Consider the following 15360-nt stretch of genomic DNA (forward strand, 5'->3'; position numbering starts at 1 on the left):
CTCCCCCACCCAACTCATAATAGAACCGTAAGTACTGATCGTGACAATAGCTGTCACCCGGATTGGTGAAGATCGATGTCATTTGAGAAGGCCCAGCAGCTGATTGAGCTTGCAACGTATGTTGCAGCCCGAAGAATGGGCGTGACAGTTGACGACGTCGGGGAGCGGTTTCGCGTATCCAAACGCACGGCGCAGCGGATGCTACATACGCTCGAAGTTCAATTTCCCGAGACCGAATCCAGCTTCGAAGACGATGGGCGTAAACGTTGGCGATTACAGACGGGAGCCCTGCGCGATCTGCTCACGCTCACTCCCGATGAACTGGCGGCGCTGGATCTCTCGATCGAGACACTGGAACGGAATGCTCAAGGTCTGGAGGCCGAGCAACTCCGTTCTTTGCGAGAAAAAATACTGGCGCTGGTGCCGGGCAATCGGATCGCACGTCTGGAAACTGACCACGAAGCATTGCTTGAGGCGCAGGGTCTCGCAGCCCGCCCGGGGCCTACGACAAGGCTGGCGCCACATGTGGGTTCGACCATAGCAACGGCGCTTAAGGGGTCGCAGCGGTTGAAGATCGTCTACCAGTCCCGCGGGTCAGATACATCCACCGAGCGAGTGGTCGAACCTTATGGAGTTTTGATCGGAATCCGACGCTACCTGGTGGCCAGGCCAACAACTGATCGCGCGGGTCCGCTCAGGCACTTCGTGGCTGAGAAGATCGAACGCGCGGAACTGACCGGCGAGGTCTTCGAACGTGATCCAGGCTTCGACATTCATGCGCATGCGCGGAAGGCGTTCGGAGCTTTTCAGAACGACAGTGAGTTTGGCGAAGTCATCTGGAAGTTCAAGCCTGACGCAGCGCTGCATGCACGAACTTTCCTGTTCCATCCGGCTCAGATCCTGGAGGATCAATCCGACGGTTCACTGATCGTGCGTTTCTGGGCGTCCGGTCATATGGAGATGTGCTGGCACCTCTATATGTGGGGAGACAAGGTTGAGGTCGTGGCGCCGGAGGCCCTTCGCAGAATGGTCGAGACGCACCAGCGCTCTGACTTTCCCTCGCTTCCATAGAATGCAATTTCCTAAACAGCTTTGAACCGCGGGAACCACACGATCGCCACCAGGTGACAGATTCTGTCATTAGCCTGTGGAAACCTGAAATCCCGAGGGATTGGCAGCCTAGGCAGACACCTAAGCGCAGCCCAGTATCTGTTTCGGGGAATCAAAGCCTTCTCACGCGAAGGCAAAAGGTGAGGGCATGGCTTTTCGATTTGTTCATACGGCGGACGTTCACCTGGATTCGCCTCTTCGGTCGCTGGCGCTGCGCAACCCGGAACTAGGCGAACTGATTGGCAACGCGACGCGGCGTGCTTTTGTCAATATCGTCGATCTCTGCCTATCCGAGCAGGTCAACGCGCTTCTTCTCGCGGGTGATCTCTACGACGGCGATCAGACCTCCATGAAAACTGCGCGGTTCCTTTCCGAGCAAATCCGCCGACTGGACCAAGCCGGAGTGCGGGTGTTCATCATCCGAGGCAACCACGATGCGTTGTCGAAGATCACCAGAGAACTGACGTACCCGGAAACCGTAAAAGTCTACGGTGGGCGCCCGGAGGCTATCTCGCTCGAATTGGATCAAGCAACCCCTGTGGTTATTCACGGGCTTAGCTTTGCGCAGGCCCAGTGTCCCGAAAGTCTGGTGGGAAAGTACAAACCACGGATCGAGGGCGCTGTTAACATCGGTCTTCTGCACACCAGCCTCGCAGGAACGCGGGGGCACGATCCCTATGCACCCTGCGACGTCTCGGATCTGGAGGCGACAGAGTTCGACTATTGGGCGCTCGGTCACATTCACAAGCGATCAATCAGTAACGGACGCTGCACGATCGTAATGCCTGGCATGCCCCAGGGGCGCGACATCAACGAATCCGGTCCGAAATCGGTCAGTCTTGTTACGATCGCTGATGACCGAACAGTTCATGTTGAGGAGAGGTTCACCAGCATCGCACAGTTCGAGCGCGTCGTGATCGACCTCGATGGCGTTGCAGATTGGCGTCAGATGGTGACCACGGTAGCGGGCACCCTGGGGGCTGCGCGGGAAGCTGCAAATTCCGATCACCTTGTGGTCCGGCTTTCCTTCACCGGACGAACGCCGCTCGCATGGCAGCTCCGTAACGACGTCGACCTCATCAAGACCGAAGCCGAGCACAGGGCATCTGTCATTGGCCGGACCTGGATCGAGAAAGTGGAGATCCAGTGCACCGACCTCGTTTCTGCGGATGGGACCAACGGGGATCCACTTGTCGAACTTCGAGAGCTTGTCGGAAGCGAGATCATCGGTTCGGAAGCTTACCACGCCGCGCTCATCGATATTGGGGAGGAGCTTCGTGGTCATCTGCCACCTGAAAGCAGAGGTACTTTCGGTGCTGATCAGGAGGAGTTTCGGGCGACGTTGCGCCTGCTCGCGCAGGAGGGGGTCGAAGATGTGCTCGCACGGCTCCATCGTCGGAAGCAGGATGAGGTAGCATGATGCGCATCAACCGGCTTGACCTTACCCGCTACGGCAAATTCACCGACAAGCACATCGACTTCGGGCCTGTGGAGCCGGGCCGTCCAGATCTACATATCATCTACGGTCCGAACGAGGCGGGCAAATCGACCGCCCTATCTGCATTCCTCGACCTTCTCTTCGGCATCGAGTCCCGCAGCCGCTATGATTTCCTCCATCCTTACTCAACGATGCGCATCGGGGCAGCATTGGACATCGGTGGTGTTGCCCGTGAGCTAGTCCGGATCAAGAAGCCCCAAAGCAGTCTGCTCGGTCCGGGCGATCAGCCGATCGGCGAGCATTTGATACTCGGCGAGCTTGGTGGAGTTGAGCGGGACGTCTATTGCGCGATGTTTTCCCTCGATGATGACACCCTCGAGGAAGGCGGGAAGAGCATCCTGGCCAGCAAGGGTGATCTCGGACAGCTTCTGTTTTCGGCAAGCACAGGTTTGGCCGCACTAAGTCAGACACTTGTTGAATTGCGTTCGCAGGCCGACGGCCTTTTCAAACTCCGTGCCCGCAGCAGTGAAATCGGCGACTTGAAAAGTCGGCTTTCCGATCTGAAGGAGCGAAAAGAGCAGATTGACATGCTCGCCACCCATTACCGCCAGATGGTGGAAACCAAGGAGCGGTCACTGGCAAACTATGACGAAGCGATGGCTGACCGAACCCGGACGCAGCTGCGGCTGGACGAGATCAAGAACCTGCTGACCGCACTGCCACGATTGGCGGAATTGAGGGACATCCGTGACGTTCTCGCCGAGTTGCAAGATATTCCCGAGGCCCCGCCTTCGTGGGGAAACGAACTTCCGGCACTTCGTCAGGAGGACATTGAGCTTGCCGTGAAGCAGGAGACCGCGAAAGCGTCCATGGCCGAGCTTGAGAAAGGGCTCAATGCCATTGGCCTCGACGATATCGCGCTCACCTTGGGGCAAAGGATGGATGCTATCAGCGAGTTGCACGCCCGTTTTGTCACCGCTGCAAGGGATCTGCCGGACCGTCGTCTGCAACTGATGGAAGTCGACCGGGAAATTGCGAATATTCTGCGGCTTCTCGAGCGTCCTGAAGACGACGAGCCAAGCAGCCTGATGCTCGGAAGTCGCATTTCTGGGAGCATCAGAGATCTCGTTGAACGCCGCTCCGGTATCGACGCGACACTCCAAAACGCGAAGCGCGAAGCCGCAGAGGCGAACCGCCGTCTGATCGGGTTGCGGAGCAAGTTGTCGAGCGAAGCCGCTGCCTCCACAAACAGCGCAGCCGTTGCGGCGCTGGCGAGGGAGCTCTCGGCGCTTCGAGAGAATGATCATGCAGCCCGCCGCCGTGTCGCGGAACGCTCCCGTGTGGATTTGAAAGAAACACTGGCGCGGCAGATGTCGGAACTCCTACCGTGGGGCGAAAGCCTTGATCAGGTACGGCAAATGAGAGTGCCGGCACCTTCTGAGCTGGAGGCCTGGAAATCAGCTCTGTCTAAAGCGGAAGCCGAGATCGATCGCTACAGCGATGACAGCGGGCGCCTCACGAGTGAGCTGCGCTGTTTGCGAGCCGAACTGGATGCACTGAAGAATTCCACCGGCGTTGTGGACGATCATGAGGCAGCGACGTCGCGATCGGCGCGTGAAGCGGCATGGGCTACGCATCGTGACGCGCTCGATGAATCGACCGCTGCGGCGTTTGAGATCGAGCTGCGGAAAGACGACCTGATCACCAGCGCGCGGCTGGGACACATGAGCGACCTGGCTAAGCTGAATCAAACCTATCAGAGGCTCGCCGTCGCGGAAGCGGAATTGGAGCGCTCAGCGGAGCTGCTGAACGCGGCGAAGTCGAAACGCGAAGCCATTAGGACCGACATTCTGGATTCCGCTCGGAAAATGGCTCTGACCGTTTCTGGCGAGATCAACCTAGGTGGGCTTGAGGCATGGCTGGGACGCCGCGAAATGGTCCTCGCGACAGCCGACTTGCTCCGGGAGGCCGAAGGTGACTTACGCCAGGCGGCAGCGGACGGCACGGCGGCGCGCAACCGGCTCTCGGCGGCACTATCGGCGGCAGCCGTTTCCCAGGATCACTCTGACTCCTATGAAGCGCTTTTGGCCAGGGCCCAATCCGCCGTTGATCTTGAAGTCGAACACAAGAATTTGAGGGAGCAACTTGAACGCTGCGAAAGGGAGCAGGCTTCCCGCCAGTCAGCCCTTGAAACGGCAGCTGCCGACGAGGCGCAATGGGACGGGTCATGGGCTGAGGTTTGCAAGAGCTGCTGGCTCGGCGCGGGAGGGACTATTCCCAGCCTCGCGACCGTCAAAGAGGTCATGGACAGACTTGCCGAACTCAGCCCGGCCGCTCAACGGCAAGCGGGCTTGGCAGATCGCATCGCCAAGATGGAGGAAGATCAGGCTGCCTTCTCGCGCGAGCTTGCATTGATGGCCGCAGAACTCGGAATGGAGCGACCAGCAGAGAGTGCCCTGAGATTTTGGGCGCTGATGTCCGCCAGAGTGGAAGAGGCCCGGTTGAAAAAGGCGGAAAGGGAATCCAAGCACCTTGCTCTGGAGGATCAGATTCTCAAAAACCGGGACCTGGAGGCTGAAATCGCGGTTTGCGAGCGCCGCAAATCTGAAATGACGCAGCTGTTCGGAGTATCATCCTTGCAGGAGGCGGAGAAAAAGCTGCGCATGATCGAGCAAAAGAGAGACTTGCGCCGGCGGTCTAATATCATCGAACGCGAAATCCGAGACGCGCTATCAATCCAGGACATGGCCGATGCAGAACAGATGCTTGACGCCGCGGATCGGCCTGCGCTGGAGGCCGAGCAGGTAGAACTCAGAGCCCGCTTTGAGGATCAGGATCGGCGCGTACGAGAGTTGTTTACAGCATACAGCAAAGCGTCCGACGAGGTGGATGCCGTCGACGGCGATAGTGCCGTGGCTGCTCTTGAAGAGCAACGGCGTACGGTCCTCCTGGAAATCGAGGATAAGGCGTTCAGCTACTTCCGCCTCAGGGCTGGCGTCGTCGCGGCCGAGCAAGCCTTGCGCCTCTATCGCGACAAGCATCGCAGTTCGATGATGCTTCGCGCCTCGGAGGCTTTTCAGGTGATCAGCCGTGGGGCTTATCGTGGTCTGGCGACCCAGCCTGACAAGGACACCGAAGTCCTTATTGGCATCGGGGCTGATGGGAGTTCCAAGCTGGCGCAGGAAATGTCAAAGGGAACGCGCTTCCAACTCTATCTCGCGCTCAGAGTGGCCGGCTACCACGAGTTCGGTCAATCACGCTCTCCTGTTCCCTTCATCGCCGACGACATCATGGAGACGTTCGACGACTTCCGTGCCGAGGAGGCCTTCCGACTATTCGCCGACATGGCCAAAGTGGGTCAGGTAATCTACCTGACGCATCACCAGCATCTTTGCGATATTGCCCGGCGGGTTTGTCCCAATGCGCGCATACACGAGTTGGCGGCGCCACTCGTCTTGGAAAGTCGTGCGGCATGATACGCGGTAGCCCGTGTTGGGAACTAGGCACCGCATCGAGCCGACTGCCGGAACGCGACCTTAGTTGTTGGGTGAACAGAGCGGAAAGGAATTCCAGAAGGACAGGCCTCCGCGGGGCCCGGAGTTGATCACCTTGCCAGAAATCCTCAGCTATGAAGACTGAACGTGCACGGCGCTGAAGTCCGCGCTTCAAATCGGAATATCGATCAGCCGGCGACTGCGATTCGACCTTCGGCTCTTGCGGCGAGGAGCGCCCGAGCGAATGCAGCGGCCGTGCGTTCAAGCTCTTGCTCGGTGGTGAGCGGGCCAAGGCTAATTCGGACCGCTTCAGCGCATGCCACTGCATCAAGGCCGATTGCGCGCAGCACATGGCTCGGCTCGGGTATGCCCGACGTGCACGCCGATCCGCGCGAGACCGCGATGTCGGGCTGCAATTGCGCAATGATCTGATCGGCGTCTACGCCAGGGAAGCCGACGTTCAGATTGCCGGGGTGTCGACCTACCACCGGACCATGTATCACCATGTTTGGTTCATGCGCGCGTAGGAAATCGCGTAGGCTATCGCGACGACCTTGCCAGGCCCTGACAGCAGAGTCATCGGGCTCGGATGCGCAGGCCACGCCAAGGCCGACGCACAGCGGCGTCGGCAAGGTCCCGGCTCGAAGACCGCCTTCCTGTTCTCCACCGAATATCAAGGGGCGCAACTGCACACGAACGTCGTGTCGCGCATAAAGTGCTCCGACCCCCTTCGGTCCGCCCGTTTTGTGTCCCGACAAGCTGAGTAGGTCAATGCCCAAGGCGTTGACATCGATGGCTCGCCATGCAAGCGCTTGCGCGGCGTCGCAATGGACCAAGGCACCGACCGCGTGTGCCATGGCCGCGATACGGTCCACCGGCTGCACGGCGCCGATTTCATTGTTTACGAGTTGCACCGAGACAAGCAGGACCCGATCGTCGAGAAGGCGAGACAACGCTTCGAGATCGACGATTCCGGACGCATCGACGGGGAGTGTGATGACCTTGAAACCCCGCTCGCTAAGGGCCCGAGCGGGTGCCAAGACTGATTTATGCTCGATTGCGCCCACAAGAATGCGATTGCGCGGCACCGGTTCGCAGCACAGTCCGAGTATGGCAAGATTGTTGGCTTCAGTCGCGCCTGAGGTGAAGATAACTTCCCCGGCATCGGCGCCTAGCCGGCCGGCGATCTTCTCACGCGCTTGGGCGATCGCGTCTGCCGCACGCCACCCCGCCGCATGATCGTCCGAATGTGGATTGGCGTGCTCCTCGGTCAGATAGGGCAGCATCGCGTCGAGCACCTTCGGCAGGAGCGGAGATGATGCCTGATGATCGAGATAAATCACTTGCGGCGCTCCTTGGCCCGGACTACCAACATGCCATCACTGGCGGTTGCCACCAGCCATGCCCTTTGTTAGCATGGCTGGAGAATTTGTCCAGTGAATGGGGGTGGTGACGGTGAGGAGTTTGTTGGACGATCCCGAGGCAAAGTTGCAGGTCGCCGGTCATGAGACGTTTCCTTGCCGATATGGATGGCTGAAGAAATCATTCGATGCAGCTGTTCAAGATAGAGACAACGGGGATACCGAATCAGTTAATATCTTTTTACCAGACCTTGCAATTGCCGATTTTGGTGTCGGCAAGAACATGGTTGCATCAATGCGACATTGGTCACTTGCTTGCGGTGTTCTAGAACCCGTTGGGTCCAAGAAGGGCAGAATGGATGTTCTCGCCGCGACTCGCTTGGGGGAGATGCTGTTCGGCGAACTTGATCCCTATCTAGAGCAACCTGGTTCACTTTGGCTGCTCCATTGGCGGCTGGTTTCGGCTCCAGGACGCGCTACGACTTGGTATTATGGTTTCAACGAATTCAACGATCCCGTCTTCACCAAGGATAGCTTGAGTGCCCGGCTATTCGCTCGGCTCGACGAGTTACGCGAGAGTGGACGCCTTGCAACCGGACGAATCGCAAGGACTACGGTTGATCGCGATGCCGAATGCTTTATTCGCACCTATGCCGTGCGCACCGGTAAGAAGGGCGTCACCGAGGATGGTCTTGAATGTCCATTTGCCGAGCTCGGCCTCGTCACCCCTTTGGTCGGCGGCGCATTGCAGTTCCGGCGCGGCGCTAAGCCGAGCCTTCCCGACGAGATTTTCGCTGCGGGTCTGATCGAGTTTTGGCAGGCGCGATTCGCCAAGCGGGGGTCGCTTTCGATCGAGACCGTGACCCATGAACCCGGCTCGCCAGGACGTGCCTTCGGCTTGGATGAGGAGTCGGTTGCGGAGCGGCTTGAACGGATGGGCGACGTCACCGCAGGCGCGATACAATGGGACGAGGGAGCCGGCATCCGTCAGGTTTCGGTACACAAGGACCTCGGCGCACTTGATCCGCTCGAGGTTGCGCGGCCGGCGCTTCGTTTTCTGGCAGAGGCGGCGTGATGAAAAAATTATCGCAGACTGTGCGTGTCACCCGCCGCTTCAGCCGATCGGTCCGTGTCGGTGCCGATGTGAACACGACCGCAGTCGACGGATTCGTGTGCACCGCTACCGCTGCGCAGGCGCTGACCACAACGGTCAACCATGTAGCGTCGCTCGGGCATGGTGCGTTCACTTGGACCGGACCCTATGGCTGCGGAAAATCGAGCCTAGCCGTTCTGCTTGCCACGATCCTCGGCGAGGAGGGCGCCGCGCGCGACCACGCCCTCGCAACATTGCCGACCGACTTACGAGATCATCTGCTGGCGCAAATGCGCTGGGCCGACGGCAATTGGCGGGTCGTCCCGGTGGTCGGTCGCAAGACCGATGCGAGTGCCTTGACCCTTGAGGCGCTGGTGGAGGCAGGGCTTTGCCGGCGGGGTGGCGATGTCTTGAAGGTGCTCGAGACCTTAACCACCCGCGGGCAGCGAATGCTCTTGCTCATCGACGAGATGGGCAAGCTGCTCGAACACGCTGCTAACGGCGACGGCGACGCGCATTTCTTTCAGGATCTGGCGGAACTCGCCTCTCGCTCGAACGGCAGGCTAGTCGTGATCGGTGTGCTCCACCAAGCCTTTGACGACTACGCCTATCGTCTCGCTCGCGAGACACGCGATGACTGGCTCAAGATCCAGGGTCGTTTCGTGGACATACCGCTCAATCCAACCGGTGAAGAGCAAGTCGAGCTTCTCTCGCGCGCGATCGAGTCATCACAGACACCGACGGATACGACGTTTGCTGATCGCGTCGCGCGCGAGATCCATGGCGACCGTCCAGGCGCCGAGCAGTTCGCCAAAAGGTTGGCTGCATGCTGGCCGCTCAACCCTGTCGTTGCCTGCTTGCTCGGGCCGCTGTCTCGACGGCGCTTTGGCCAGAACCAGCGCAGCCTGTTCGGCTTTCTCGGCTCGGCGGAGCCATTCGGCTTCCAGGAATATTTGGACAGCACCCAGGCTGACTCACGCCGCGATTATGATGTGACGTGGCTATGGAGCTATTTGCGCATCAACCTTGAACCGTCGATCCTTGCCTCGCCTGACGGTCATCGCTGGGCGGTCGCGGTCGACGCAATCGAGCGTTGCGAATCCCATGGCGGCACAGATCTGGAGCTCGGCGTGCTCAAAGCGGTCGCGCTGATCGACCTGTTCCGCGAGCGATCGGGATTGGTCGCGAGCCGCTCTATAATCGAAACCGCAGTGCATCTCTCCGAAACCGACGCGAAATGCACGCTCGATCGGCTGCGCGACTGGTCTCTGGTCGTGTATCGCCGTCATCTTGGCGGGTTCTCGCTCTATGCTGGGTCGGATTTCGACGTCGACGCTGCAGTCGAGGAAGCCCGTGCGCAACAGTCCAGCTGCGACTATGGCCGGTTACGCCAGACCGGGGTATTGGCGCCGATCCTGGCAAAGCGTCATTATCACGATACCGGCGCGATGCGCTGGTTCGATGTCGATTTGGCGCCTCTAGAGAACGCCAGCGCCCGACTTTCCAGCATGGATACCGGGACGGGGGCCGCTGGACTGTTCCTACTGATCGTCAACGATCAGGGGGCCTCGTCTGCCAAAATTCGGCGGCAGATCGAAAAGCTTACCGCGCAGGTCGGCGACGAGCCGGTAGCCTTCGCGGTCTCGGCAGACAGTTTCATGCTGCGCGAATTGACACTCGAGCTGCTCGCTCTGGAGCGCATCCAAGTCGGTCGTCCGGAGCTCAAGGGCGATGCCGTCGCTCGTCGCGAAGTCTCTGGCCGGATCGCTCGCTTGGCAGGCGAGCTTGAGGCTCGGCTGCGTCAAGCTCTGGTAGGGGCATGCTGGACGGCTCCGGCGATCAATCTGGATATGGGCTCTTCGCGGCTTCTGGGCGCCGCTGGGCTATCAATTATGGCATCGCGGATGGCGAAGGAGCTTTATCCGGACGCGCCGCTGATACGCAACGAGCTCGTTAACCGCTCGAAGCCCTCTTCCAATGCGATGGGCGCGATCCGCGCGCTCATGATTGCGATGGTGACGAGCGCCGATCGGGAACGGCTAGATATTGTCGGCTATCCCCCGGAGGCGGGACTCTACGTGTCGTTGCTTGAACGCACCGGTCTGCACAGGCGCGGGGAGGACGGTGCGTTTGTCTTCCAAGGCCCGCCTGAGCACGCGGATAAGGCCCGCTTGGCAAAGCTATGGACGGTTGGCGACATGCTGCTGGCCGAGCGACCGAGCGTGACTATGGCCGACCTCCACGATTGCTGGCGCGATCGCCCGGTGGGCGCGAAGGAAGGGCTCCTGCCGATCTTCGGGCTCGCTTTCCTGCTGTCACGCCGCGCCGATCTCGCCATCTATCTCGACGGTCGGTTCTGCCCAAGCATCGGCGATTTGCTGGTCGACCGGATGCTGCAGGATCCCGGGAGTGTGCAGATGCGGTGGAGCAACGTCTCCGAACGCGACGCATCGATCTTGCGCGGACTTGCCAATGCCATGGCAGAGCTCGGTGAAGATCTGAGCGCCCTCGAGCCGCTCGCCATCGGGCGTCAGCTGGTTGCTGTGGTGCTGGCAACCCCGACCTGGACACGGCGGACCTCGCGGATCGGGCTGGCGGCCACCAAGGTACGCGATCTGGCGCTGGCCGCACACGATCCCAACAAGCTGCTGCTCGAGGATTTGCCGGCAATTGCCGGGGCAGATGCCACGGTGCCGAAGATCGTCGCGCTGTTGCAAGAGGGCATGCGCGAGCTGCAAACTGCTTACGGCACTATGCTTGGCGAAATAAATACTTTGCTGATGGCCGAGCTAAAAGCCAGCGACGCCGGCTTTGCAGTGCTGCGCGAGCGCGCCAGGCGGATCATAGGCCTGACCGGCAATTATCGTCTGGATGCCTTCGCGACCCGGCTCTCGACCTACAATGGCGAGCTTGACGCACTTGAGGGATTGGCAAGCCTGGCTGCCAACAAGCCCCCGCGCGATTGGGTCGATCGAGACGTGGACGCCGCCCGCGTTGAAATAGCCGCGCTCGCCCAGCAATTTTTGCGGGGCGAGGCGTTTGCTCATGTCGGAGGACGGCGGCTCGAGCGCTTCGCAATCGCGGTTTATATGTCCGACCCGTCTCGGGCGGCGCTCGTCGCCCCAGAGATCAACCTCGACGGCGCTGCATTGCGTCGGGCGCGATCGCTTGCCATGACCTTGCACTCGACGCTTGGCGACGACGTGCCACGCGACGTCGCTATCGCGGCCGCGGCCGAGCTGATGGCGGTGCTTGCCGAGAACCGCGACGAGGCCGATCCGGCCGAACGTCTCGGTCGCCGGGGGGCCGTAGCATGAGCGTCGTTCGCCACGTTCTAGGTCTCTCGGGCGGCCGCGACAGCGCCTCGCTCGCAGTTTATATGGCGCAGCATCGGCCCGAACTCGAGATCGAGTACTTTTTCACTGACACGGGAAAAGAATTGCCCGAAGTCTATGAGTATTTGGGACGCCTAGAGGGTTTTCTCGGGCGACCGATCCTGCGACTCAATCCCGATCGCGATTTCGATTTCTGGCTACGCCAATACAATAATTTCCTGCCGAGCCCTCGCACGCGCTGGTGTACCCGCCAACTCAAGATCCGGCCGTTCGAAAGTTGGCTCTGGCCTTCGCTCGATGCGGGCGTCCGCGTCGTCAGCTATGTCGCGATCCGGTCGGATGAGAATTATCGCGAAGGCTATTCCTCGACCCATCCCAATCTGACCGTTGAGTTGCCGTTCCGCGAGGCAGCAATAGACAAGGCGGCGGTGATTGACCTTCTCGAGGCCAGCGGACTTGGGCTGCCGGCCTACTATGATTGGCGATCACGCTCTGGCTGCACTTTCTGTTTTTTCCAACAGAAAATCGAATGGGTGCGATTGATGGAGCGCCATCCCGACGAGTTCGAAGAAGCCAAGTCTTACGAGAAGAATGCCCTCGAACATGGCTCGCCGTTCACCTGGAGCCAGGGTGAGTCCCTGATCGAGCTTGCTGCACCGGAGCGGGTTGCACAGATTCGCGCTGATCACGAGCGCAGGCTTGAGCGCGCTGCGGCGCGTCGACCGCGCAACCAGCTGCGGCCCGATAGCGATCTGATCGACAATGACGAGCTTTACGGTCAGGCAAAAGTCTGCCTTACCTGTCACAAATAGGTTGAACGTTTGGAGACGATTTCCGAATAGTTGGGGGTATCGAGCTCATAGAGATCAGGCGCAAAATACAGCATCCAGCGTAGCAGTAGCTGGAGCATCGCCTGCAGCTCTTCGTGGTTCATTTCTGGCATGACGCCTTGCAGCGCGTTGGTCAAGGCGCCGAAGCGGCGTGGTTCTGAAAGCGATTCATCAAGGACGCGGATCGGAGAAGATGCGAGCAGCCGCCGCCTGACGTGACTGTCGAAGGCAGCGCGATCCAGTCCTTTAGGCAGCTGTAGCCACAGCAAGTCGCAGAGCGCCGGGTCGCCCGGTTTAGACGATATCTGCCAATCTTCATCTCTGTAGAGATCGTAGAGCCGGTCGGGGGAGCGGAAGCGCGGCACCCATTTTGATGACGCTCCGATGATATCGTCCTGCGCGTCGGGATCAAACGGCCCTTCCGGAAGGGTAAGAAGCGCGGCGGCCAGCTCAACCGATGCGGCTATCTCGGGGGTTGCCCGCTGGCTACGCGCCCGGAGATCTTGGACCAACGATGCTGCCGCTCCGGAATGCATCGCGACCGGCGTCAGAATCTCGAAATTGGGACTTCTGGACAGGCCGAGCCCTGCGGCAGTTACGTTGGCGGAGCCGACCAAGGCGTGGTGACCGTCGACGAGGAAGATTTTAGCGTGAAGGGCGTCGAGCAGCCAGACCGTCCCGCCACGCTTTTCGACTAAGGCCAGGATTTCGGTGTCGCTAACCCCGCGGGCGATTTCGTCTGGTCGCCACCGCGTGTAAAGTACGATCTCGACGTTGGCGGGGGTTGCTTCGAGGAGCGCCCGCAATGCGGCCAATTTGACAAAAGGGGCGACGATGACAAGCGATCGCTCCGCAGCCGCGACATGATCGCGCGTGATGAAGAACAGATCGTGCCAAAACATAAACCGTTCTACTCGTCGACTTCGCGCATGAAGTCGCGGGCGATCCGGCCCCAGTCACCGCGGATATCCTCGAGTTTGTCGCGCTCGTCTCCCGACGCTTCGTCCTCCATCCGCGCCCACGCAGTCAGCAGCAATTTCAATCCCTGGAGCGCTGGACTTTCAGGCACATTCGGGTCGCCTTCGCGCAGCAACTCAAATAGATGCGCTTGTGCCGGATGTTTGGTGTTGATCGTGATGATTATCACGCCAGCCTTGGAGGTGACGTCAAACACCGAAAATCCCGGGAAATCGGCGTGACGGAACAGAAACTTGATCTTGCGTTGGACATAATCGACTGCGATCTCGCGAGCCACGCTTGGGTCGAGCCCTTCCTGCTCGATCTCAGCAGTCAAGAGGTCGGTTCGCTCCTCTGCAGACGCGCTTTCGTCGTGATCGCTCGTTCCCGTCTCACCGAGCTTCTCCTGTCGCCGTCTGAGCGCACGAGTCGCAATGTCCTCAGCGCTGTTGCCGGTCCCGCGCTGCGAAGCGCTGTTCGTACGCTCGCCTTCGCGCATCCGCACTATTTGCGCGCGCATCGTGCTGAGCAGGCTATCAATCGCGATGTTTAGCTCGTAGATCGGTAGGCGCGGATCATTATCCCCGTCAAGCTGAGCGCGATATGCAGCGACGCCAAGCCCTTCGGCCGCGGCGTCATCCTTCAAACTCATCGCAGCGAACTCGGTGGCGGATTGCTTATTGTTGGTGACCCCGAACACCGTATCCAGGTCGGGTTCGAAGCTTACCTCAATGCCCCACCAACGCTCGCGCGGCTCCGAAGGAATTTCAAAGGTGCGGTTGAGCTCGAGTTCACGGCGCGCACGCACTACCGAAATGCCAACGTTTTTCGCCGCGAACTGACCGATCGCCGACGACCCACCCTGAAGACGGGTGGCGGTCTTGCAGATTGATGCTGTGAGAGTGACGATATGGCGCTCACCGCGATAACCGATCTCGATCTGCTGAGGCTCGCCGAAGGGTTCGAAGGCTGGTTCCTTGTCATAAGGCTCGGGCGCCGCCGTTCCTGTCATTAGCATCAGCGGATCAGTCGGTCGCACTAAGGCATCGGTATGGCTGATATATTGCCCGCCGGTCTGCTCGTAAGAGGCCAGCCGGATTGTCGCGTCGCCGGAATTGATGAAATAGCGGTACACTCGCCCGATGATCATCTCGGCATTGCGCAGAAGTGCGCCGCTCTGCTTGTAGCGCATCAGATCGAGGTTAGACCAAACCACTAAGGTGCCACTATCCTCGATCTCGCTCGTGATCAGAGGAAGCCACTCAGCGGGCATGGTGGCGGAGGTCGGCTCGGGAACTTCCGTTATTACTTGCTGTTCGATCTGGTCGATGTCGAGAAAGGTGTGCCATGTTTGCCCATTCTGCCAGGTCCAGACATCTACCCGCCGGCATTGCGATATCGAAGAATTTGGCAGGCCCATGCCGAACTTGCCAATTCCCTTCTGTTGAGCGGACTGCCGGTGCGTGCCAACCCCGAATTGCAGCGCCGCCCGCAACGTCTCGGGAGACATGCCGCTAGCATTATCGAACACCGCGACCTTTTCGAGCCGACGCCTGCCACCCGCGCTCTGCGACCCGGTCTTGTCGACGCAAATCACTTCGACTACGGCCTGCCGGTCCAGGTGCTCGGCGGCCTGTATCGAATTATCGATTAGCTCGGCCAAAGCATAGGATGCATCCTTATAGCCGGAGCTTCGCATCGCATCGATCGACATGTGTGGCGGTATGATTGCGAATTTCACG

9 protein-coding genes are annotated in these 15360 nt (G+C 59.8%); 6 read left to right on the forward strand and 3 right to left on the reverse strand.

The genetic code is table 11. From position 1 onward, the window contains the following. Window positions 1–75: 75 nt before the first annotated feature. The 3 genes from IHQ72_RS36080 (at window position 76) to IHQ72_RS36090 (ending at window position 6024) form a co-directional block, all read left to right on the forward strand. Window positions 76–1071 carry a helix-turn-helix transcriptional regulator gene (locus tag IHQ72_RS36080; RefSeq protein WP_258124245.1) on the forward strand — a complete coding sequence of 332 codons (996 nt, stop codon included), beginning with the start codon at window positions 76–78 and terminating at the stop codon, window positions 1069–1071. Window positions 1072–1258: 187 nt separating this feature from the next. Beyond that, window positions 1259–2530 (forward strand): metallophosphoesterase family protein, encoded by a 1272-nt coding sequence (locus IHQ72_RS36085; protein ID WP_258124246.1) that lies wholly within the window; start codon window positions 1259–1261, stop codon window positions 2528–2530. Continuing rightward, window positions 2527–6024, forward strand: a complete 3498-nt coding sequence (locus IHQ72_RS36090) for an AAA family ATPase (RefSeq protein WP_258124247.1) — start codon at window positions 2527–2529, stop codon at window positions 6022–6024. The genes IHQ72_RS36085 and IHQ72_RS36090 overlap by 4 nt, the downstream gene beginning before the upstream one ends. Before the next feature lie 206 nt (window positions 6025–6230). Here the strand turns inward: IHQ72_RS36090 and IHQ72_RS36095 are convergent, their stop codons facing one another. Next, the gene (locus IHQ72_RS36095; RefSeq protein WP_258124248.1) at window positions 6231–7385 is read right to left on the reverse strand and encodes a cysteine desulfurase family protein; all 1155 of its coding nucleotides are present in this window, start codon (window positions 7383–7385) and stop codon (window positions 6231–6233) included. A 124-nt stretch (window positions 7386–7509) separates the two neighbouring features. Here IHQ72_RS36095 and IHQ72_RS36100 point away from each other — a divergent pair, with 124 nt between their 5' ends. The 3 genes from IHQ72_RS36100 to IHQ72_RS36110 all read left to right on the forward strand — a co-directional run bounded on the left by IHQ72_RS36100 (window position 7510) and on the right by IHQ72_RS36110 (window position 12643). Beyond that, window positions 7510–8478, forward strand: a complete 969-nt coding sequence (locus IHQ72_RS36100) for a DUF4007 family protein (RefSeq protein WP_258124249.1) — start codon at window positions 7510–7512, stop codon at window positions 8476–8478. A 308-nt stretch (window positions 8479–8786) separates the two neighbouring features. Further along, on the forward strand, window positions 8787–11813 hold the full coding sequence (locus IHQ72_RS36105; protein WP_258124250.1) for an ATP-binding protein: 3027 nt from the start codon (window positions 8787–8789) through the stop codon (window positions 11811–11813). Beyond that, window positions 11810–12643 carry a phosphoadenosine phosphosulfate reductase family protein gene (locus IHQ72_RS36110; RefSeq protein WP_258124251.1) on the forward strand — a complete coding sequence of 278 codons (834 nt, stop codon included), beginning with the start codon at window positions 11810–11812 and terminating at the stop codon, window positions 12641–12643. The genes IHQ72_RS36105 and IHQ72_RS36110 overlap by 4 nt, the downstream gene beginning before the upstream one ends. Here IHQ72_RS36110 and IHQ72_RS36115 read toward each other — a convergent pair. Continuing rightward, entirely contained in the window at window positions 12634–13563 is a 930-nt protein-coding gene (locus IHQ72_RS36115) for a phospholipase D-like domain-containing protein (RefSeq protein ID WP_258124253.1), read from the reverse strand. The genes IHQ72_RS36110 and IHQ72_RS36115 overlap by 10 nt on opposite strands. 8 nt (window positions 13564–13571) lie before the next feature. Continuing rightward, window positions 13572–15359, reverse strand: coding sequence for an ATP-binding protein (locus IHQ72_RS36120; RefSeq protein WP_258124254.1), 1788 nt, complete (start codon window positions 15357–15359; stop codon window positions 13572–13574). Between the last annotated feature and the right edge of the window lies 1 nt (window position 15360).

Origin of the sequence: Mesorhizobium onobrychidis (genome assembly GCF_024707545.1) — a bacterium.
Classification (GTDB): Bacteria; Pseudomonadota; Alphaproteobacteria; order Rhizobiales; family Rhizobiaceae; genus Mesorhizobium; species Mesorhizobium onobrychidis.